The 19,497-nt window shown below is 39.3% G+C and carries 21 protein-coding genes; 13 read left to right on the top strand and 8 right to left on the bottom strand.

Going from position 1 to position 19,497, the window contains the following annotated elements; translation table 11 throughout:
- Positions 1 to 23 precede the first annotated feature (23 nt).
- Positions 24 to 1,199: a GNAT family N-acetyltransferase gene (locus V7121_RS16515; protein ID WP_335494266.1), complete on the top strand. Its 1,176-nt coding sequence runs from the start codon at positions 24 to 26 to the stop codon at positions 1,197 to 1,199.
- Between the two features lie 90 nt (positions 1,200 to 1,289).
- On the opposite strand, the gene V7121_RS16510 is transcribed toward V7121_RS16515, so the two are convergent.
- Genes V7121_RS16510 through V7121_RS16500 form a run of 3 tightly spaced genes read right to left on the bottom strand, consistent with a single transcriptional unit; the run spans position 1,290 to position 2,724 of the window.
- Positions 1,290 to 1,994 (bottom strand): DUF4386 domain-containing protein, encoded by a 705-nt coding sequence (locus V7121_RS16510; RefSeq protein ID WP_335494268.1) that lies wholly within the window; start codon positions 1,992 to 1,994, stop codon positions 1,290 to 1,292.
- Positions 1,995 to 2,045: 51 nt separating this feature from the next.
- Entirely contained in the window at positions 2,046 to 2,279 is a 234-nt protein-coding gene (locus tag V7121_RS16505; protein ID WP_335494270.1) for a helix-turn-helix transcriptional regulator, read from the bottom strand.
- 1 nt (position 2,280) lies between these two features.
- Positions 2,281 to 2,724 carry a hypothetical protein gene (locus V7121_RS16500; protein WP_335494272.1) on the bottom strand — a complete coding sequence of 148 codons (444 nt, stop codon included), beginning with the start codon at positions 2,722 to 2,724 and terminating at the stop codon, positions 2,281 to 2,283.
- 377 nt (positions 2,725 to 3,101) lie between these two features.
- Between V7121_RS16500 and V7121_RS16495 the strand changes: the two genes are divergently transcribed.
- From V7121_RS16495 to V7121_RS16475, 5 genes are all read left to right on the top strand, one after another.
- Positions 3,102 to 3,611, top strand: a complete 510-nt coding sequence (locus V7121_RS16495) for an RNA polymerase sigma factor (protein WP_335494274.1) — start codon at positions 3,102 to 3,104, stop codon at positions 3,609 to 3,611.
- Positions 3,612 to 3,626: 15 nt separating this feature from the next.
- Positions 3,627 to 4,718, top strand: coding sequence for a DUF4179 domain-containing protein (locus V7121_RS16490; protein ID WP_335494276.1), 1,092 nt, complete (start codon positions 3,627 to 3,629; stop codon positions 4,716 to 4,718).
- A 192-nt stretch (positions 4,719 to 4,910) separates the two neighbouring features.
- Complete coding sequence (locus tag V7121_RS16485) at positions 4,911 to 5,120, top strand: hypothetical protein (protein ID WP_335494278.1); 210 nt, start codon at positions 4,911 to 4,913, stop codon at positions 5,118 to 5,120.
- Between the two features lie 278 nt (positions 5,121 to 5,398).
- Positions 5,399 to 6,043 carry a TerC family protein gene (locus V7121_RS16480; protein ID WP_335494280.1) on the top strand — a complete coding sequence of 215 codons (645 nt, stop codon included), beginning with the start codon at positions 5,399 to 5,401 and terminating at the stop codon, positions 6,041 to 6,043.
- 42 nt (positions 6,044 to 6,085) lie between these two features.
- A complete protein-coding gene (locus V7121_RS16475; RefSeq protein WP_335547229.1) occupies positions 6,086 to 7,339 on the top strand; it encodes a translocation protein TolB in 1,254 nt (417 codons plus the stop codon).
- A 14-nt stretch (positions 7,340 to 7,353) separates the two neighbouring features.
- On the opposite strand, the gene V7121_RS16470 is transcribed toward V7121_RS16475, so the two are convergent.
- Entirely contained in the window at positions 7,354 to 8,724 is a 1,371-nt protein-coding gene (locus V7121_RS16470; RefSeq protein ID WP_335494282.1) for an MATE family efflux transporter, read from the bottom strand.
- Positions 8,725 to 9,052: 328 nt separating this feature from the next.
- Between V7121_RS16470 and V7121_RS16465 the strand changes: the two genes are divergently transcribed.
- On the top strand, positions 9,053 to 10,555 hold the full coding sequence (locus V7121_RS16465; RefSeq protein ID WP_335494284.1) for a malate:quinone oxidoreductase: 1,503 nt from the start codon (positions 9,053 to 9,055) through the stop codon (positions 10,553 to 10,555).
- A gap of 238 nt (positions 10,556 to 10,793) precedes the next feature.
- Positions 10,794 to 11,234, top strand: a complete 441-nt coding sequence (locus V7121_RS16460; protein ID WP_335494286.1) for a cell wall hydrolase — start codon at positions 10,794 to 10,796, stop codon at positions 11,232 to 11,234.
- Positions 11,235 to 11,330: 96 nt separating this feature from the next.
- On the opposite strand, the gene V7121_RS16455 is transcribed toward V7121_RS16460, so the two are convergent.
- The 3 genes from V7121_RS16455 to V7121_RS16445 all read right to left on the bottom strand — a co-directional run bounded on the left by V7121_RS16455 (position 11,331) and on the right by V7121_RS16445 (position 14,354).
- Positions 11,331 to 12,248 carry a DMT family transporter gene (locus V7121_RS16455; RefSeq protein WP_335494287.1) on the bottom strand — a complete coding sequence of 306 codons (918 nt, stop codon included), beginning with the start codon at positions 12,246 to 12,248 and terminating at the stop codon, positions 11,331 to 11,333.
- A gap of 230 nt (positions 12,249 to 12,478) precedes the next feature.
- Positions 12,479 to 13,210, bottom strand: coding sequence for a GTP cyclohydrolase II (locus V7121_RS16450; protein ID WP_335494289.1), 732 nt, complete (start codon positions 13,208 to 13,210; stop codon positions 12,479 to 12,481).
- 43 nt (positions 13,211 to 13,253) lie between these two features.
- A complete protein-coding gene (locus V7121_RS16445; RefSeq protein WP_335494291.1) occupies positions 13,254 to 14,354 on the bottom strand; it encodes an FAD-dependent monooxygenase in 1,101 nt (366 codons plus the stop codon).
- Positions 14,355 to 14,562: 208 nt separating this feature from the next.
- Between V7121_RS16445 and V7121_RS16440 the strand changes: the two genes are divergently transcribed.
- From V7121_RS16440 to V7121_RS16425, 4 genes are all read left to right on the top strand, one after another.
- Complete coding sequence (locus tag V7121_RS16440) at positions 14,563 to 14,883, top strand: winged helix-turn-helix transcriptional regulator (RefSeq protein ID WP_335494293.1); 321 nt, start codon at positions 14,563 to 14,565, stop codon at positions 14,881 to 14,883.
- Between the two features lie 153 nt (positions 14,884 to 15,036).
- A complete protein-coding gene (locus V7121_RS16435) occupies positions 15,037 to 15,462 on the top strand; it encodes a DMT family transporter (RefSeq protein WP_335494295.1) in 426 nt (141 codons plus the stop codon).
- 19 nt (positions 15,463 to 15,481) lie between these two features.
- Positions 15,482 to 16,168 carry a Crp/Fnr family transcriptional regulator gene (locus V7121_RS16430; protein WP_335494297.1) on the top strand — a complete coding sequence of 229 codons (687 nt, stop codon included), beginning with the start codon at positions 15,482 to 15,484 and terminating at the stop codon, positions 16,166 to 16,168.
- 28 nt (positions 16,169 to 16,196) lie between these two features.
- Positions 16,197 to 16,715 carry a DMT family transporter gene (locus V7121_RS16425; protein ID WP_335494299.1) on the top strand — a complete coding sequence of 173 codons (519 nt, stop codon included), beginning with the start codon at positions 16,197 to 16,199 and terminating at the stop codon, positions 16,713 to 16,715.
- A 243-nt stretch (positions 16,716 to 16,958) separates the two neighbouring features.
- Here the strand turns inward: V7121_RS16425 and V7121_RS16420 are convergent, their stop codons facing one another.
- Positions 16,959 to 17,924 carry a nuclease-related domain-containing protein gene (locus V7121_RS16420; RefSeq protein ID WP_335547257.1) on the bottom strand — a complete coding sequence of 322 codons (966 nt, stop codon included), beginning with the start codon at positions 17,922 to 17,924 and terminating at the stop codon, positions 16,959 to 16,961.
- 390 nt (positions 17,925 to 18,314) lie between these two features.
- On the opposite strand from V7121_RS16420, the gene V7121_RS16415 reads away from it, so the two are divergent.
- Entirely contained in the window at positions 18,315 to 19,415 is a 1,101-nt protein-coding gene (locus tag V7121_RS16415; RefSeq protein WP_335494303.1) for a DUF1835 domain-containing protein, read from the top strand.
- Positions 19,416 to 19,497: the final 82 nt, after the last annotated feature.

The following is a 19,497-nucleotide window of genomic DNA, read 5'->3' as shown; positions in this document are numbered from 1 at the left end:
TTAAGAAAAGGGGATGGAGCATAATGTTGATTAGAGAACTGACAGAAGAGGACTACTTAGAATCAATGAAACTCTCTGAATATGCGTTTCAATATAAGGTTCCGGAATCAGACATACCAGCTAGATTAGATCGATTGCGAAACCATAAAGTTTTAGGGATATGGGATGAGGATACTCTCGCTGCCAAACTGCATATTTACCCGCTAAGTATTTTCATGAGGGATGCGGAATGGAAAATGGGCGGTATCGCTGGGGTGGCTACATACCCAGAATATAGACGGAACGGTTATGTGAATACACTCATGATTGATTCCTTAAAACGGATGCGAAATAATGAGCAGATTGTCTCGCTTTTACATCCATTTGATATTTCTTTTTATCGCAAATATGGATGGGAGATCTTAACTGAAACGAAAAAAATCACAATTGAAAAAAAGGACCTTAAGTTCCTCGAACCGCAACCTGGTTTGATTAGAAGATTTTCAAAAGAGACCCATAATGAAGAAATAGAAAAGGTTTATCAACAATATGGCACACAATTTACTGGCATGTTAAAACGCGATTCTTATTGGTGGAAACAACATGTTTATGATGAAGATTCACAGATGGCTGTCTATTATAATCCCGATAAAGAAGCTATCGGCTATATTCTTTATCAAGTAAAGGATAAAAAAATGGAGGTGCAGGAGCTGGTTGCTCTTGACCATGAAGCAAGAATTGGTTTGTGGAATTTCATGTGCCAGCATGATTCTATGGTCGATAAGGTCACGATTCAACTTACCAGTCAGGATCCTTTTCCTTATTTTCTAAAGCAGCCTAACGTGAAAATTGAGCTGCACCCATATTTTATGGCCAGGGTCGTTGATGCGGAGGAATGTTTACGGAGATTTCCGTTTCTACATGAAAATGAGTCCCTATTCCTGCATCTTGAAGATTCCCATGCAGCTTGGAACAATGGGAGCTATTTACTTAATATGGGAGAACTAAAGGTGTTTAAAGAAAAAACTGGAGGTCAATGTGTTCATCCTCCTAAAAAAGGGATTCACTTAACTATCAATTCTCTTTCAGCGATTCTGTTTGGTTATAAAAGGCCGATGGAGCTTTTTGAAATGGGCTATTTGAAAGGTTCCAAGCTTGAAATTGAACTTTTTGAAAAAATGGTCCCAATATTGAAATCGGCGTTTATTGACTTCTTTTAAGGAAAAAAGTGCCTGACCCCCGATGTGTTAAAGCTTTGACACGCTGGGGGTCACCTTTTTAAACGGTTTCATATTGCGTTATCCAAAGTTCTAATACTTGACCGCTTCTCTATTTTCAGCAAGGGCAGATTCATTGAAACCTTTAACGAGGAGCCATACCGCTAAAATCATTTCATTAGCTGCTACTGGCAAAGCCAAAATTCCACCCCAAACAGAAATTTGCTGAAATACCCCAAACATGACGAACAAGGAACAAATAAATACAAGAGTTGCCCCAGTCATACCTAAAATTGATATAAACCTCGGTACGAGCTTGGTTTTATAAAAGATATAACTGTACATCATCGTATTGATCCCAAGCATGAAAAGGGGGCCAAGCATAAATGTCCAGTCATGTATTGCTTTTAATACTGTACCGGAAGCTTGAAAAGAGACGGAATCCGGAGCTCCTGTTGCTACAAATTCCCGGCTTAAGGTCAATAGTGATAATATGCTGATTACACCAACTGTTATGATAATTGCTTCAAGGAACCGGAAACAAACATGCCAAAGCGCAATCGTTTCATTATATTTTCTTAATATAGGAAACATGGTCGTTGCCGTTCCTATTGCTGATGCGACAAGAATTAACTCCATTAGTGCTCCTAATATCACCTGATTGGAGTTTTCGGATCCTTCCATTAGGTAGTTGGAACCTTTTAGTATGGGATCATATAATTTAAGACCTATTACTGCTGTTACGGCAGCAAGTATAAACAGCACGCCCACAATTTTCGCAGCTATGTTTGAATTCATTATTTATTCTCCCCTTCATTTAATAAATTCAATAATGGTTAAACCAAACGATTATAAGTTCTTACTGTTTATGCTCTCCCCATAAAAGAATACTTCTTCCAACGGTAAGTTAAAGGCGAGAGCAATACGAAAAGCGAGTTCTAGAGAGGGGGAGTAATTTCCCCTTTCGAGAGCCACGATGGTTTGTCTTGTTACACCTACCTTGTCAGCTAATTGCTGTTGTGTCATTTCATTATGGTTGAATCGTAATTTACGGATATGATTGCCGACAAGCTTTTTACCCATATTAGACTCCTTTACGATAGTGATAGAGTTTGGTAATGGATCCAGTCACATCGGAGATGAATCCTGAAGAGATTAGGATAATGAACATCATGTACGACGGCTGATAGATAATTAGCGAACCCATAGCAATAAGGAAGCCAATGATAAACACAAAAAAGGAATTTTGGTTCGCTTTCAAATCTATCAACTTATCCAACTCATCTGCAAACCTAGGTTCCTTTTCGCTGGTTGTAATTCTAAAAATGATGTTAAAAATAATGCTGATAAAAATATGCGCGACAATTGAAAACAAAGTCAGGAACAGGACGAAGGAACCCCAATAACGATAGGTTTCCGACTCCTGACCCCCTTCAGGGTAAAGTGGGTACATATACAGGCAATAAAATCCAAAAATGAGTATGGCGCTGATCAGAGATACGATGCTCTTCTTTTCTTGATAGGTCATGGTAACACCCCCTGTATTGTCACTTTTACATAAAGTAAGGTATTATATACATCATGTAAAAGAAAGTATACATCATGTTATGCATAGCTTACATTTAATATGACGGACACAAAAAAGAAACCATAATCCATTAAATAGATCATGGGTTCAGTGGTTATTTTCAATATCCCAAAAATTAACTAATGACCAATTCTTTTTCGGTTAGACCAAGTGACGCTGCTGTTAGAAGTGTGAATTTTGTACGGAAAAAGAGTGCCTGACCCCCAATGCGTTAATGTTTTAACGCGCTGGGGATCAGGCATCTTTTTATAAAAAAATAAATGTTTTACCAATAAAAAACAAAAGTCGGCCGTCTACTATATGAAAGGAGGCCAAAGATGACTCAGACTAGTTTGCATCAATTAAAAACCTCGGTGGATCCCCGGGATGAATTTAAACAATTATATATTGAACATAAAAAGCATGTATTTGCGATGGCGTTATCGATTTTAAGAGATTTTGAATTGGCCGAGGATGTACTGCAAGAAGTGTATATCAAACTTTACCGACATACAAAGGATAACCAAGTGACCAATGTGAGAGCATGGCTGATTCGGGTAACGCGCAACACGGCACTCGACCTTTACCGGAAGAAAAAGCGCGAATTGACCGGGTTCGACGATCAATATTTTGAACGTCTGGAGTACCTATCCGAAGAACCTGTCGACAAAATCGTATTATCCAAATACCTTGCACTCCTCGATAGTGGAGAGCGGCAGATTGTCATCATGAAGGATATTTCAGGGCTAAAGCATAAAGAAATCGCGAAAATTATGGAGATGCCTTTGGGAACTGTTCTCTGGAAATACCAAATGGCCTTGAAAAAACTAAAAAAAGGTCTGGAGTAAGGAGGGAAAGTTTGGATGGAACATGAAAAAATCATCAAGCATTTAGACCATGCTTTGGAGAAGCAGGTCCCAGATGTATGGGATGAGCTAAATAAAAAAATCGATCTGTTAGGTGATGAACCGATGACCATAAAAGAAAAAAAATCCTCTTCAAGAAGGTTCTTATTTACGGCAGCAGCCTGTTTGCTTGTGGCATCATCGCTGACTTTTTCACCAGTAAGAGCGGCGATCCAAAACGTTTACGATAAAATATTCTCAAGCGAGCATATCGATGATAGTGGATTGAAATCCGCTCTAATAAATGGAATGGGCCAAGAAATCAACCAAATCTACTATGATAAAGAACACGATATTACTGTTCATTTTAATAGTATCCTGATGGATGATAAGGAAGCCAAGCTTTTGGTTACCTATGAGAGCAAGAAAACGGATTTAAAAAAATATTACCTTGATCTTTTTGAAGGCTTTACTTCGATGAACTTAGTGGCAGGCAATGAGGATAAGAAATTGAAAAATATCGGCTGGGGCAGCCGTTATTACGATGAGAAGGCGAACAAAGTAGCCGAAGCACTCTCGTTCGAATCCATCAGCACGTTCCAAGGAGATGAAGTCCATTTAAAAGTGAAAGACTTGACCATTCATGGAAAAAAAGGGGCAAAACGTGTAGAAACCGTTTGGCCACTTGATTTCAAGCTCTCAAAAGAAGCGGTTGGTGAGCGCGAAACCGTTGATGTGAATAAAGAATTTTCATTTAAACATGAAACTTATCAAGTAAAGCGAGTCGAATTTTCGCCACTTGAAACAAGGGTGGTCGTCACGGGCACGGACATTAAACCGCATTTCGAAAATGGTGTTGCCTACGATGTATTTAACAAACTCCAGCTGCAACTCTTAAATGCCAGGAAATTTGATAAAGGAAAAGGGTATACGGTTGATTACAACAAGTCTGGTGTATTCTTGAATTCAGCCGGCAAAATGGCCGACCCAATCTTCAGCAAGGCAGAAGCAGACGGACCGCGTGACCAATACGTTCTCTACTTCGCCCCAGTTAAAGACCGCCAAAACTGCGTACTTCAAGTGGGAGATTTAAAAATTAACTTAAGATAAAAAGGAAAAGACAGAAAGTTACCAATGGGTTAGTATGCTGGAGTCAGGCACCTATTTCTTAAAAAGTGTTAGAGGAAATTAAACCTGCTCATGTTATAATAGGTAACTTAGGATAATTACTTCTTAAACTTATAAATGAACGGATGCCAAGAAAAGCCTCCGTATAGCGATAAAATATGGAGGTGTCAAAGAATGAATAAAAAATGGACGATTGGTAAAATAAAAGAATTTGTTGAGAACAATTCGGAAAGTAAGTTGTTGACGGATGAATATCACGGTTTTTCTCAAAAGTTACTATTTAAATGTGCATGTGGTAGTAACTTTGAAAAAACATTTACAAAGTTTAAAAATAATAACCAACGTAAATGTGACGTGTGTCAACCGCCAAAAGTGGCACGATAACAAATAGCGAATAAACGAAGTGCCGATTTCTATTGAAGTTGGCACTATTTTTATTTTATAGGTGGATTAAAGTGGACTTCTCTAAAGGAATTTATGCATGAAGAATAACTAACTCAACGTTTGCTTGAATCCTTGAATCCCTTGGAGCATATGGTCTGAAAAATATAAATGTTCAATTTTCCCTTAATATACTTTGTAATGTTCTATTTATATTATCCAATTAATATAAATCACAAAGTTATCTTTTTCTTGAGGTGGGGAAGTTGGAGATTTTCGGTTTGTCATTTGCAATACTCTTGAAAGTTATTGTCATCAATATTGTATTAAGTGGTGATAATGCAGTTGTCATCGCTATGGCATCACGTAATGTCCCCAAGAAACAACAAAAGAAAGCGATCTTTTGGGGAACATTAGGAGCTATTATTTTACGTTTACTATTTGCAGTCGCGATTGTTTACCTGCTTGAGGTACCATTCGTCACCTTTATAGGAGGCCTTCTGCTCGTGTATATTGCCATTAAATTATTAATTGGTGATGAGGAGGAGAATCTGAAGGAAGGAGGGACAAGTTTATTTTCCGCAGTCAAAACTATCATAATTGCTGATGCAGTGATGTCGCTTGATAATGTACTAGCTATTGCTGGTGCGGTTAAAGGGAATTTAGTCGGTATCATGATTGGAGTGATTGTAAGTATTCCCATCATTGTGTTTGGAAGCCAATTAATATTAAAAGCAATGGAAAGATACCCGATGATCTCATATGCAGGGGCTGGAATCTTATCTTGGACTGCAGGTGAAATGATTCTTGGAGAACCAAAATTTGAACCTTTTCTTACTCGTGATTTACATATATTGGTTCCTACAACGATAACCGTCCTTGTTATTGGTTTTGGATATTTTATTAATCGGAAAAAAACACAATGAGGAATCCTCATTTCGGACACCCTATAGGCAGGAGGGATGTTCATGGGATTACGAATGTTATTATTACTTATTTTCATCAGTTTTACTGTATCGACGGCTGCCAGTGCAGAAACGCCGCTCACTGCTGCCTTTATCCGTGATCATCAGCTATGGATAAAAAAGGGTGACCAAGAAATGCAAATCACAAAAAATCGCTATGTGTATGCTCAGAAATGGTCCTATGATGGCAGGTTTATTGGTTATATCGATGGGGATGAAAAAGGTGAGAAATCTAATCTGTACATATATGATACGAAGGAAAAAGATAGCTACCAGCCATATGTAAGGGTGGTAACATCTGACTTTAAGTGGTCACCAAACAAGAATCAGTTGGCTTACAATGATCAAGGTTTATTAAACGTGACGAAAACAAAAAATGGCCGTCCGCAAGGCTTTGAAAATGTTGCATTAGGGGTTAGTGGGTTTGAATGGTTTCCAAATGGAAAGGAATTTATCGTTGCCTCACAATCCAAGCTGCGTCCTACTGGTTGGGGCCCCATCCCACTTTATCGAATTCCCGTGGATGCCAATCTTGCAAAGGAAAAAATGAAGCATTTTTATACCATTCACACATACGAACCTGATTTGTTTGCGATTGATGCTGATTATTTTAAGTGGAGTTCGGACGGGCAATGGGTTAGTTTTTTAGCCACTCCGACGGCTTCTTGGGCGATGGATAGCAATGTTTTATGTGCCTTATCATCAAAAGGAGAACACTTTCAAGCTGTAGGTAAAATGTTAGGATTCAGCAATTGGTTCAAGTGGGCTCCATCAGCCAATCAATTAGCTTATATTTCAGGAGAAGGAAGATTCTTTGTTGAAAACAAGATAACTACCATTGCCGATATGCCAACCTACCAGCAGCAAAAGGAATACACACCCAAAGGTTTTGTAGACCTTGATTTGGAGTGGTTCTCACCCGACAAAGTAATTGTGGCTCGTGCAAAAGAGAACAAGGAGTGGAAGGAAGGGCCTGTTCCAACCATGTTTACAGCACTTTATGCGATTAATATTAAAACAGAGAACCAAAAACAAATCTCGTACCCAAAGAAGAATGAACTGGATGAAGCTCCTCAAGTGGTGGGTTACAAGCTTACTTGGCTTCGAAAAAAGGCGGCAGGCTCTAAAGGCGATCTATGGGTGAAGGACGGTTTAAGTGGTCAAGAGCATATCTGGGTTAAGAATGTTGATTCCGCACCTGTGTTTTTTACAACGAATAAAAGAAAAAGGCCGCCAGTTTGGCAGCCTTTTAACTGAAGTAACCTATTCATTTAAGATACGGTTGGCGCTAAGCTCTTTTTCGCAGCCGTTTGCTTTAACCAAGGTTTGGAGTGCCACCGTTTTAAGGCGAAGAATCCTCGAATACACTCATCAAGTCCTTGGGCAATCCATACTCCTAGTAGTCCTAAACCAAGGGTAATGCCAAAAATGTAACTAAACAAGACGGCCACTCCCCACATGCAGATGATTCCGATGATAACAGGGAAGCGTACATCACCTACTGATTTTAATGAACCCATAAGGACGATATTCATCGCACGGCCGGGTTCAATAAACACAATCGCCCATAATACAGGAAGAGCGATTGCAATAATGTTTGCATCACTGGTAAAAATAGTTAGAATGGGCTCCCCGATTAAAGCAACAGCCAGTGATACAGTGGCAGATACAAATACGGCAATTTTTAACGTCTTAAGACCCCGCTTCAGAGCTCTGTCATATTGTTTCGCTCCGATATACCGGGCAATTAACAGTTGGGTCCCTTGGGCAATTGCGACGGTAAATAGGAAGCAAACCATGGATATATTTAATATATATACCCGTGCCGCTAAGGCCTCGTCACCGGTAAGTGCGACAAAGCTGGTGATCACCACTTGTGAAAATTGATAGGAAAGGTTTTCTCCAGCAGATGGAACCCCGATTGATAGAAGCCCTTTCACATCTGTTTTTTCGATTTTAAAAATATCTTTCATATGAAACTTTAAATCTAGTCTTTTATAAACAAAGTAGAAAAGTGCAACTATGATAAAAATCCGCGCTGCAAACATGGCATAAGCAACACCAGCTACACCGGTTACTGGCAGGCCAAACCATCCTTTAATGGCAATAAAGGATCCTACGATACTAATTACATTCATGATCACCGTAACAACCATGGTTTCTTTTGTATGTCCGTAGCTGCGCAAGACCGCACTTAACGCTAATGAGATGGCTTCAAGGAACAGAGATAAACCAATAATGGTAAGGAAGGTGGAAGCAAAGTCATATACTTCACCGCTCAGTCCGTAAAATTTTAAAAACAAACCGCCAAAAGCAACTACAATGATGGTCATCAAAATTCCAAACCAGAAATTGACTCCAAACGCTGATCTGGCAAGGCGTCGTGCCCGGTCTAATCGGTTGGCTCCTAAATTTTGCCCAATTAGGATGGTCGCTCCGATAGCTGTGACGTTGAATACTAAAATAAAAATATTAAGAATCTGATTGGCTACGCCGACACCTGCAACCGCATTGTCCGAGTATCCGCTTAAAATTAACGTAGCGACAATTCCCATCCCCATATGGAGCGAGATTTCGATAAAAAGAGGCCACGTGATGCTAAACAAGGATTGATCTTGATATTTATTGTTCTCTTCGGTCAAATCTTATCTCCTTCTTTACGTAAAATCATATAAACCCTATTGTAACTACATTTACTCAAAATGGAAATAAAAAAGATATTCCAGTAGAAGAATGCTTATTTTAGATTATTTTATGTTTCTGACCTTGTGGAAAGACTTCACACTTTTCAATAGCTTTTAAATAATTTAAAATTATCATATAATAATAGTAGATATGTTAATAAGTGAATAAGAATACTATAGAATGGTTATAATTTTGAAACAGAAAAGGTGTGTGATTGGGTCGCGCATTACCTTGGTGTAACACCTGCATCTTTTCTGCAAATTTCAGGGGAAAAGGTTGGTTAAAATGAACAAAGGGGAAACAAAAACAGACGTCATTTTAATTGGTGCCGGAATCATGAGTGCGACTATTGGGACACTCTTGAAAGAATTAGTACCAGAATGGGAAATTACTGTGTATGAGAAACTCGAAAACGCAGGTGAAGAAAGCTCTAACGAATGGAATAATGCGGGTACAGGGCATGCCGCACTTTGTGAATTAAACTACACAGTCGAAAAACCAGATGGATCTTTAGATATTAGTAAAGCGATAAAAATTAATGAACAGTTTCAGGTTTCCATGCAATTTTGGTCTTATCTTGTAAAAAGCAAGCTGATCGCCAACCCACAGGACTTTATCAGACGCTTGCCACATATGAGTTTAGTACAAGGTGCAGAAGATCTAGCTTTTTTGAAGAAACGTTTTGAAGCGCTGTCAAAGAATCCTTTATTCCAAGGAATGGAATTCTCTGAGGACCATGAAAAACTGATCGAATGGATTCCGCTGATCATGGAAGGCCGTACATTGAAAGAACCGATAGCGGCAACCAAAATTGACTCTGGAACGGATGTCAACTTTGGTGCGTTAACACGCATGTTATTTGAACACTTAGAGAGTAAAAGTGTCCAAATAAACTATAATCATAGTGTAAACGGTATCAAACGGAATAATGATGGTCTATGGGAATTGAAGGTGCAGAATCAATTTAGTGGTACAGTCAAACGTCATACGGCAAAATTCGTCTTTATCGGAGGCGGAGGAGGAAGCCTGCATTTACTTCAAAAATCAGGTATTCCTGAAGGAAAACATGTGGGAGGATTCCCAGTAAGCGGACTTTTCATGGTATGTAACAATCCAAAAGTTGTCGAACAGCATCATGCAAAAGTATATGGTAAAGCTAAAGTTGGTGCTCCGCCGATGTCAGTTCCACATCTTGATACCAGATTTATTGATAATAAAAAATCGCTGCTATTTGGACCCTTTGCCGGATTCACACCCAAGTTCTTAAAAACCGGGTCAAATATGGATTTAATTACTTCTGTCAAACCGAGTAATGTGCTGACTATGTTGTCTGCAGGCGCAAAAGAGATGTCACTAACAAAATACCTGATTCAACAAGTGATGTTATCAAAAGAACAGCGTATGGAAGAGTTACGGGAGTTTATCCCTGATGCTAAAGCGGAGGATTGGGATACAGTAGTAGCCGGCCAACGTGTACAAGTTATCAAGGATACCGAAGCAGGCGGAAAAGGAACCCTGCAGTTTGGTACGGAAGTAATTACTGCCGCAGATGGCTCAATCGCAGCGTTGTTGGGCGCTTCTCCTGGCGCTTCTACGGCCGTTCACGTCATGCTTGAGATACTCAAAAAATGCTTCCCGCAACATATCAAAGAGTGGGAATCAAAGATCAAAGAAATGATTCCTTCGTATGGAGTGTCATTAATGGAAAACCCAGAGCTTCTTCATGAAGTTCATCATTCAACCGCACAGACACTAGGACTAAGCGAAAAAGAGCTTGCATATAGTTAATTTTTTGTATTTTGATGTGACTGAACGGGATCCGTTTCCTATCGCAAATTGTTAAAATGAGTGCCAAATTTATTTATGAATTTGGCACTCATTTTTTATTGGAGTAAAGCCAAACATGTAATTCGAGCAGATTGGTATGTCTTCGGTAAAAAATTTTTTCCTGAAAGCAATCTTATTCATTAACAATGACATGAATGTAGGCAGGCTATTTTTCATACTATATTTTGGGGGTGAAAAAATGCCTAGAGCAAATTATCGAAGTTCAGACGTTGACTTAATGGCAAGGATGATGAGAGCAGAAGCCGAGGGTGAAGGACAACAGGGAATGTTATATGTTGGAAATGTAATTGTGAACCGACTTGTAGCAAATTGTTTAGACTTTAAAGGTTTAAGAACGATTAACCAAGTTATTTATCAAGTACAAGGTGGAAATTATTCCTTTGAAGCAGTTCAAAAAGGGAATGTATTTTATCAAAGATCAAGAACTTCTGAAAGAAGATTAGCCAAGCAGAATTTGGATTATTGGAGAGTTCACCCAGCAAAATATGCCCTTTGGTATTTTAATCCACATGCTCCATGCCCTCCAACATGGTACGGCCAACCTCAATCTGGTCAATTTAAAGAACATTGTTTTTATGAACCAAAAGCTGGAACATGCGATAGTGTGTATAGCGGTTAAGCGTACTCTGAGTCATCCCAAATTGTCGAGAAAGGGTATTTTTCTCGGCAATTTTTAATTTTGTCCGAGCAAGGGGCCAACATGATGGCCCCTTTGCTATTCTTGTAACATCGATTTACTTTCCAATGAAGCCGACTTCATTTGGCCTTTAGGCAATTTTACGTTCGCGGCGATAATTCCGCCTAAAATGAGGACAACTCCAAGCCATTGTGACAAGGTTACGTTCTCGGCTAGAACCATAGCAGATAAGATTACTGCAATCGGAAGCTCGGAGGCTGTCAAAATGGTTCCAAGGCTCGGTCCGACATGCATCATTCCTATAGAAAATAAAAGTGGCGGCAGGGCTACGCCAAGTAATCCCAAGAACAATCCGTATGGAGCTACTCCCATCATTAAGGGTAAATGAAGTAAATTGGCTGGCTGAAAAACCAATAAAACGGTGATTAACCCGCCAGTTGACATGAGTGCACTCTTCTGTACAGGCGGGGTATCCTCTCCCACAGAACTGCTGAGAAAAATAAAAACGGTATATGAAATTGCAGAAAGTAGTCCCCACACTGTCCCTTGTAAGGATAGATGTACGCCGCCATCGGTAATAATGCCGGCAGAAAGAATGGAGCCAATGATGAGAATCCCAATCGAAGCCATTTTCCCGGTTCTGGGTATTTTTTTATAAACAATCCAATCAATGAAAGTGCCCATCCATACAAATTGGAATAAAAGGATAATCGCAAGTGAAGCATCAAGTGTTTGAAGAGACTGATAATAAAAGACGCTGGTTAACCCAACAGGAATTCCTGCTAGAAGTAATTTACCCTTGTTCAACAGCGTAAGTTTTTTCTTTTTCGAAAAAAGAGCGACGATCCAGATGAGCATCGTCCCAAGTATGAATTGGCTTCCTGTCACTTCTTTTACAGTAAACCCAGCTGAGTAAGCAAGCTTCACAAAGGTCGATAATACACCGTAACAGCATCCTCCTAAAAAAACGATGAGTGCATAGTGCCAATTTTTCATTTTTTATTCCCCTTTCAGTATTTGATTTTTCCATTCTTTGAACATTTTCAGACAACAAAAAAGCCACACAGCTCTCACGGGAGAGCTGTGTGGCGAAAATAGAGATACTTCTAGAAAAGTCCACAATAAATGAATTTTATTATTTAATTTAACTTTGTTACTTTAAAACAAATGTCACAGAATGTCAATAACGAACAACTGTGACTGTTATAATGTTCAAGGAGAAATCCTTACGCCATATGGCCGGATTTCTTTACTTTCGTCTGTAAGTATTTTTCATTGTACTCGGAGACATCTCCCCACAGAGGAGTACGTCCAGAGACTGGTGCTCCCGCTGCTTTTAAGGCTTTAAGTTTTTTCGGATTGTTTGTGATCAATGTGACTGGTTTATTCCTAAGCGCTTTTAGAACTTCAATCGCATCATCATAATTCCTTGAATCATCACTAAAACCAAGTGCCTCGTTTGCCTCAACGGTATCATAGCCATTTTCTTGAAGGATATAGGCCATCGCTTTACTAAACAGGCCAATTCCTCTGCCTTCATGATTGGCTAGATAAAATAATGCTCCCGTTCCATGCTCGACGATCATTTTCATCGATTGTTTGAGTTGAAAGCCACAATCACAGCGTTTGCTCCCAAAGATATCTCCTGTATGACAAATCGAATGCATTCTTATTAACGCATCCTCGCCATATTCAAAATCCCCATACACAAGGACACTCGATTGTTGATACTCTGCTAAATTGGCGGTGGACAATTGGTCAATGACTTGCTGGAAATCTTCTATCCCATCTTCACTCTTAAGCCAGCTGTACCATTTAAATTCAACCGTTTCTCCATATAAATTAACTGGAAGTTTAATCGGACCTACGAGGTAGATCATTTCAGCACCATTATTTATGAATTTTATTTTATCCTCTAAAACAGAGAAAGTGTCAGATTTTAATTGAATTTGTCCCACTATGAATTCCCCCCATTCAATATTTTCATAGATTTTATCCTTCCTAAGAAAGGATAGGTTCAGCAAAATTATCTTGATAGGTCATTTCTTTTACTCGTTGCTGCTCTTGTAGTTTTTCTGTATGAGCACGTCGAGCTTCTTCGAAGCCTTTTAATTGTGCTGTACTGAAGTTCTGTTTGTCGAGTGCTTCGCTCAGCACATCAGCTAAAACATCTGCATCTAATAAGGAAAGATTGATCCCAAATGCCCCAGTCGGTGTCATCGTATGGGCGGCATCCCCCATGATTAACACTCCGTCCTTCACCCAGGTTGGGCTGTGACTGCTTTGAACTTTTAATAAAATAAAATCATCCCATGATTGAATTTGTGAACGGATGCTTTCAGCTAGCTCTGGAAAAGCCTCAATTGCTTGTTCAATAAACGGAGCACATGATTGCTTTTTCAAAGTGGGATAAGAATCTTCTTCAATATTCCAGCCAAATTGGATGAAACCGCCTGCCTGGGTAAACAAAGCCAGCTGCTGTCCATTGACCAACGCATTTTTAATCGTTGGCTCCCAATTATGTGGGCTTCGAATTTTTGCCCATAGCAAGTCATAACCATGTGTTGTCTTTGAAAATGGTATCTCAGCCAGTTTTCTTACTGTTGAGAATCGGCCATCTGCACCAACAACGATCTTGCTCTTAATTGTTACTTCTTGCTCGCCGTTCATGGCTTTTAGACCTGTTACGGAGCCGGTCTCATTAAAAAGTAACTCGGTTACCTTTGTTCCCATCATCAGCTTATAATCCTGATAATGCTCAGATGCTCCGATTATCGCACTTAATAATTTTTTTTGCGGGACATGGATGCCGACATGCTGTTCTCCAGCACCAGGTGTAACCGTCTTTATGACCCGACCATGCTGCCAATATTCCACTCGTTCCATTAATAACAGTCCAGCAGCTTCTACTTGTTCATATAAACCATGTTTCTTTAATACTTGTTCACCATCTTGGTTTAGATGTTCGCCACGGAATTCTTTATCAATCCCGACATGTCGCTCGAGAACAATGGTAGAAATCCCTTTTTTCGCAAGCAAATATCCAAGTAAAGCGCCGCCTGGACCTGCACCAACAATGCAAACATCTGCCTCAAGGTTCATAGTTGATAACCACCTTATTTATCTTGTTTATGATGTATTGACGAATCCTGAATGTTTAAAGTAAAATATCTATAGTAAATAATTTATTGTTAGTTAGTTACTTTATGTAAGTAATTATATTTTTAAAACTAGTTTGTGTCAAATAAAATTTGTTTTGCAAGGTAATTACCGTGTTAAATGCACTTTGCATAAAAGGAGTGAAAGAACCATGGATCAGTCTGTCATTTGTCCTCGATTCGAAAAAGCGATGGGGATGATGAGCCAGCGGTGGACAGGATTAGTCATTTATCAACTGCTAACAGGGCCGAAACGCTTCTGCTCCTTAGAATCTTCGATGGGGATCAGCGGAAGAGTCCTTTCTGAACGGTTAAAGGACCTAGAAAATCAAGGAATTGTTAAACGTGAGGTATTTCCGGATACGCCCGTCCGAATCGAGTATTCCCTCACTGAAAAGGGATTAGCGTTACAACCAATCGTTAAGGAATTGGAAAAATGGTCACAAACCTGGCTAGCAAATGATTCCGATTAATTATATAATTCTTTAGGCAGCCTTGGCCGAACCAAGGCTGCCTATTTTTTTATGAAAAATAAAAAATAACCCTTTTGAGGACATATGTCCTATTCAAACAGCTTGATGATGTCTTTTAATATAGTTAGCAATGGAAATAAGGGGGAGAAACGAATGAAAGGAATTATCTTTGCATTTTTAGGAGGGGCCTTTATCACCCTGCAAGGAATTGCCAATACACGAATTAGCGAAGATGTTGGGACCTGGCAGGCTGCAACGGTTACCCAGTTTACTGGATTCGTCATGGCCTTTATTATCTTAATGTTTGTTCGGGATGCGAAATGGCAAGGCTTCAAGCAGGTAAAACCATTATATTTGATCGGGGGCGCCTTTGCCGCAATTGTCATCTTTAGTAACGTCAGTTCGATTCAGAGAATTGGTGTGACCCTAAGTATTTCAGCCATTCTGATTGCGCAGCTAACACTAACTTTTATCATAGACAGTAACGGATGGTTCGGCCTCGAGAAACAGAAGATGAAGCTGCCGCAGTTTATCGGTATCGGAATGATGATTGCTGGTGTGGTCATCCTAAGGTCATAAATGATAGGAGGTGGACCGCATGAAAGAACTAAAAGAGCTGGAGCAATTGCTAGCTTACTTACAAACCCATCAATTAGAACAGATATTTCATGAACCATTCCTTCCGCATCTAACGCTATACAGCTTTGAACAAGGGGAATTCATCTGTTCCCAAGGTGATGCGTCAGAGTTCCTGTATGTACTTGTAAAAGGAAAGGTCAAAATCTATACCAGCTCGCCAGAAGGGAAAACACTGATTCTTTCGTTTAAGAAGCCGCTTGAAGTAATCGGGGATATTGAGTACGTACGTAGCATTGACATTATCAACACGGTAGAGGCGGTATCACCCGTTTGGATGATTGGTATTCACCATCGCTGGCTAAAGAAATATGGAAGTGACCACGCGCCGTTTCTGCAATTTTTATTAGATATCATTACCAGGAAATTTCATCTAAAAAACAATTCAATGACCTTTAATATCATGTATCCCGTTGAAGTACGCTTGGCTAGTTACCTACTGTCTGTATCCTTTGATGAAGCGGATTCTCTTCTTAAAAACATCAGCATAAAGGATGCAGCCAATTTGATTGGAACGAGTTATCGTCACTTAAATCGGGTGATTACCCAATTTTGTGCCGAAGGACTGATTGAGCGGAGCAGAGGTTCCATCCTAGTAAAGGATAAGAAGGGATTACTGGAACTCGCAGGAAATAATATTTACGAATAAAATTTTTAGTATTGGGGAGAGAAAGCGGATGCTTCTAGGATTATTATTTGCAATCATTGCCGGTTCATTGGTCGCTTTGCAAAATATCTTTAACAGTAAGGTCAATGAGCGCGCAGGGTCGTGGGCAACGACAACCTTAGTATTGGGGTTGGGATTTCTCGCTTCACTGACATTCGGTCTTATCTTTGAAGGTGGACAGTTATTCCACTTGGAAAATATGAAGACGTGGTTCTGGTTCAGCGGGATGATTGGGGTAGGTGTAGTCGTTTGTCTCGTTCACGGAATAAAGCGGCTTGGCCCAACCTATGCGATCGCGATTGCACTAACATCACAGCTCGTGTTTGCCTTATTGGGTGACACTCTGGGCTGGATGGATCTGAATAAAGTCCCGTTTACTACTAATCAGTTGATTGGTGTACTGGTAATCGTCGGCGGGATCGTCGTTTTTAAATTTGGCGGCAGCGGTGAAGGACAAAAAGTAGGGAAATTGACTGCGCTATTTGCAAAGGGCCGTAAAATATCTGAGTTGCATCAGAGAGAAAACTAAATTGGACATAAAGCAGCGGATTTTATTGAGATCCACTGCTTTTTTCTTTAGGTCGGGAGTTTGTTTGCGAAAGTAAGGTGTTTGTTTGCGAAACTAGGCAAATTGTTTGCGAAACCAACCTATTTTAGAGGAGACTGCCAGTTGTTTGCGAAAGATCTCTATTTGTTTGCGAAACTAAGCAATTTGTTTGCGAAACCTACCCGTTTGTTTGCGAAACCAACCGTTTTATTTGCGAAACCAATTTTACCAGGGGATGGTGTCTGGAGAATAGGAACGATTCTTTTTCTCTCCAGAGCTAGTAAGCCCTGCAGCCCGCAGGTGTCTCCCTGCTGCATCGACAGATTTAATTAGAGCAAAATTTCGAAACTCGAGGTTAGTTATTTTTGAATCATAGAGCAAGAAATAATCCAGCAGGGCGCATGCTAACGCATCACTTGAAAAAGTGTCACAAGGCTGACAGTACCATTTCCTATTCTTACGAATCATTGGAAGATGCCCACATAATGGACAATGAAGGCCTGGCAATAATTCGCCTTTTTTAATATCAAATCTATCTAATATTTGAATGGTAGGTGGAGTATTTTTTTTTACTAGGTGTTTGCTAAGTTTTCGGAGTTCTTTTTCAGAAAGGATTTCATTCGTATACATTTTCTCAAACATAGTGATTTTCTTGAGGAGATGATGGGATTTGCACACCCGTTGTTTTGCTTCTGGATTATTTCCCGTAAAGGATAGGACGGAGTAGTGATTACTGACGACGACTAAGTAATCAACTGTTAATGAAGGGAAATTATACTTGGCTAGGAACTCTTTGATGCAGTCCTTATGCATCTCCGCTTGTGCGATGGGATCGGTGTAGCCTTTATTTTGTTCGTCAACAGTTTGAAAAAATTGTCCATTTTCAAAATCGAATGTTAACGTCCCTGTCATATATTTGGTTTCTAAGATAAGTGCGAGATTTTTTGTAAGAAGAAGGGTATCAATTTGGCAGTTATATTTCCCAAATGGAAGGTTTAAATCGTGGAAAATCATATAGGTCTTATCAGGGAGTCGGGATAAATAGTAGTCGAGAGATTCTTCTCCGTGGTATCCAGCCTGTCGTCTTGAAAGTTCCTTCATAATTTGAGGACGTTTTTCATGGTTTTTGGGAAGTCTCCGTAAAAGTGCCTCTAACATCAGGATAATTAATGGAGTTGTTCTTTCTTTCATTATCAAAATAATCACTCCTTATAGTTTTATTTACTAATTCTCAAAAGGATTGGAAAATTCCTGCAGAATTTTGTAGAAAAAAATCATATTTTGCAGACCGATTCTTTTATAAAATTTGTAAATCTTATTTGTTTGCGAAAGTAAGGTGTTTGTTTGCGAAACTAAGTAATTTGTTTGCGAAACTAACCAGTTTATTTGTGAAACCACCACATTTGTTTGCGAAACCCCAAATAAGCTGTTTAGGTAACCGCTAGGTAGAACTAATATAGATTTTTTCTACTGTTTCGATTGTTTTTTATAGGTTGATTAGAAGAATGAAAGAGGGTAAATAATTGATATAGAGGAATTTTAGAAGATTGATGGAATTACATAGAAAAAGGGGTGGAGTCAATGATAACGAGTGAACATTATCCATATATTTATTTTTTCACGGAGCCGAATGTCGTGTTTGTTTATAAACTTGAAGGGGAAAATTATTTAACCGCATCAGAATTGTCACAACAAGGGGAATGGGAAACGTATGAAATTCAACACCCAACTGATTTCGATAGTTTTAATCATGAAGCACATATACCCCTTGTAGGAAGGGGGTATTTTCTTCGTCAGGACGATCTCAACTTCATGGCAGAGAAAATTAATCAGCTCATTCAAAGTCAGCGGAAACGAAATACCTATTCATATGAGAAAATGGGTGCGGTTCATCTGGTATCTTCCCAATCAACAGCGGGGGCGTTAAGGGTCGGCTTGGATCGCCCGAAGACGGTGATTGGTTTTGATAGTTTTTTCTCGATTGGACTATTGTGGAAGCTGGATCAAAAAGCAGGTCAAGACTCACGCTTTGAATGGTTAAACGAGAATATTAACGTTGAGCAGGATGACTACGAATTACAAAATCAATTTACCAAAACCCTATTAGAAATCGAGGATATTCCTGAATATGTTCCGATTTACATTTGGACGGCCAATAATGGCAATGAACAAACGGGCCTTCGCTTTATCCTTCAAATATTAAAAGAGAAGGATAATGATATTTTTTTAATCAATCCAACGGAACATAATGACTCCAAAAAAGAGAACATATACTCCAGTATGCTGCATCCCGATCAATTAAAAATCCTGCTAGAACAAGCAAAATCGACAGAGCCTTTATCATATCAAGAGCGAATCCAATTCCAAAGAGAGTGGGAAGAACTTGCACAATCTAAGGAGATCCTTCGTTTATGGAAAAATGGACGAGTTACCAATGTTACCGAAGATTATTTTGATGCTCTTATTTTAAAAACAATCGAAAATTTGCATTCCCAGCAGCAACAGAAGGATTTTATCAAAACTGCAAAAGTCGTTGGTACAGCCATGCAGGAAATGGACGAGATGGTCGGGGATTTTTATCTTGAATTCCGTATTCGTCATTTAATTTATAACGAATTTCTTGAATTAAAAGGGGTACCACGGTCGATGCGTCATTATTGGATAAAGTTGCGGGAAAAATAAATTAAAATTAACAATTTTCTAATTACTTGTTGACAGGTTAAAACATGGGATGTTAATATCCTATTAAGTAATCAGATGAGTA

Source organism: Neobacillus drentensis (genome assembly GCF_036962125.1).
Classification (GTDB): Bacteria; Bacillota; Bacilli; order Bacillales; family Cytobacillaceae; genus Neobacillus; species Neobacillus drentensis_B.
The sequence above is the reverse complement of the archived record's forward strand: the minus strand, read 5'-3'. Positions and strand labels throughout refer to the sequence as shown.

What these genes read in the sequence shown, in the direction of transcription:
- V7121_RS16510 (WP_335494268.1), bottom strand. Translation starts at nt 1,994, where the DNA reads ATGAATTCAAACATAGCTGCGAAAATTGTGGGCGTGCTGTTTATACTT.
- V7121_RS16495 (WP_335494274.1), top strand. Translation starts at nt 3,102, where the DNA reads ATGACTCAGACTAGTTTGCATCAATTAAAAACCTCGGTGGATCCCCGG.
- V7121_RS16420 (WP_335547257.1), bottom strand. Translation starts at nt 17,924, where the DNA reads ATGAAAGAAAGAACAACTCCATTAATTATCCTGATGTTAGAGGCACTT.
- V7121_RS16465 (WP_335494284.1), top strand. Translation starts at nt 9,053, where the DNA reads ATGAACAAAGGGGAAACAAAAACAGACGTCATTTTAATTGGTGCCGGA.
- V7121_RS16435 (WP_335494295.1), top strand. Translation starts at nt 15,037, where the DNA reads ATGAAAGGAATTATCTTTGCATTTTTAGGAGGGGCCTTTATCACCCTG.
- V7121_RS16505 (WP_335494270.1), bottom strand. Translation starts at nt 2,279, where the DNA reads ATGGGTAAAAAGCTTGTCGGCAATCATATCCGTAAATTACGATTCAAC.
- V7121_RS16455 (WP_335494287.1), bottom strand. Translation starts at nt 12,248, where the DNA reads ATGAAAAATTGGCACTATGCACTCATCGTTTTTTTAGGAGGATGCTGT.
- V7121_RS16515 (WP_335494266.1), top strand. Translation starts at nt 24, where the DNA reads ATGTTGATTAGAGAACTGACAGAAGAGGACTACTTAGAATCAATGAAA.
- V7121_RS16415 (WP_335494303.1), top strand. Translation starts at nt 18,315, where the DNA reads ATGATAACGAGTGAACATTATCCATATATTTATTTTTTCACGGAGCCG.
- V7121_RS16430 (WP_335494297.1), top strand. Translation starts at nt 15,482, where the DNA reads ATGAAAGAACTAAAAGAGCTGGAGCAATTGCTAGCTTACTTACAAACC.
- V7121_RS16500 (WP_335494272.1), bottom strand. Translation starts at nt 2,724, where the DNA reads ATGACCTATCAAGAAAAGAAGAGCATCGTATCTCTGATCAGCGCCATA.
- V7121_RS16440 (WP_335494293.1), top strand. Translation starts at nt 14,563, where the DNA reads ATGGATCAGTCTGTCATTTGTCCTCGATTCGAAAAAGCGATGGGGATG.
- V7121_RS16460 (WP_335494286.1), top strand. Translation starts at nt 10,794, where the DNA reads ATGCCTAGAGCAAATTATCGAAGTTCAGACGTTGACTTAATGGCAAGG.
- V7121_RS16445 (WP_335494291.1), bottom strand. Translation starts at nt 14,354, where the DNA reads ATGAACCTTGAGGCAGATGTTTGCATTGTTGGTGCAGGTCCAGGCGGC.
- V7121_RS16485 (WP_335494278.1), top strand. Translation starts at nt 4,911, where the DNA reads ATGAATAAAAAATGGACGATTGGTAAAATAAAAGAATTTGTTGAGAAC.
- V7121_RS16475 (WP_335547229.1), top strand. Translation starts at nt 6,086, where the DNA reads ATGGGATTACGAATGTTATTATTACTTATTTTCATCAGTTTTACTGTA.
- V7121_RS16425 (WP_335494299.1), top strand. Translation starts at nt 16,197, where the DNA reads ATGCTTCTAGGATTATTATTTGCAATCATTGCCGGTTCATTGGTCGCT.
- V7121_RS16490 (WP_335494276.1), top strand. Translation starts at nt 3,627, where the DNA reads ATGGAACATGAAAAAATCATCAAGCATTTAGACCATGCTTTGGAGAAG.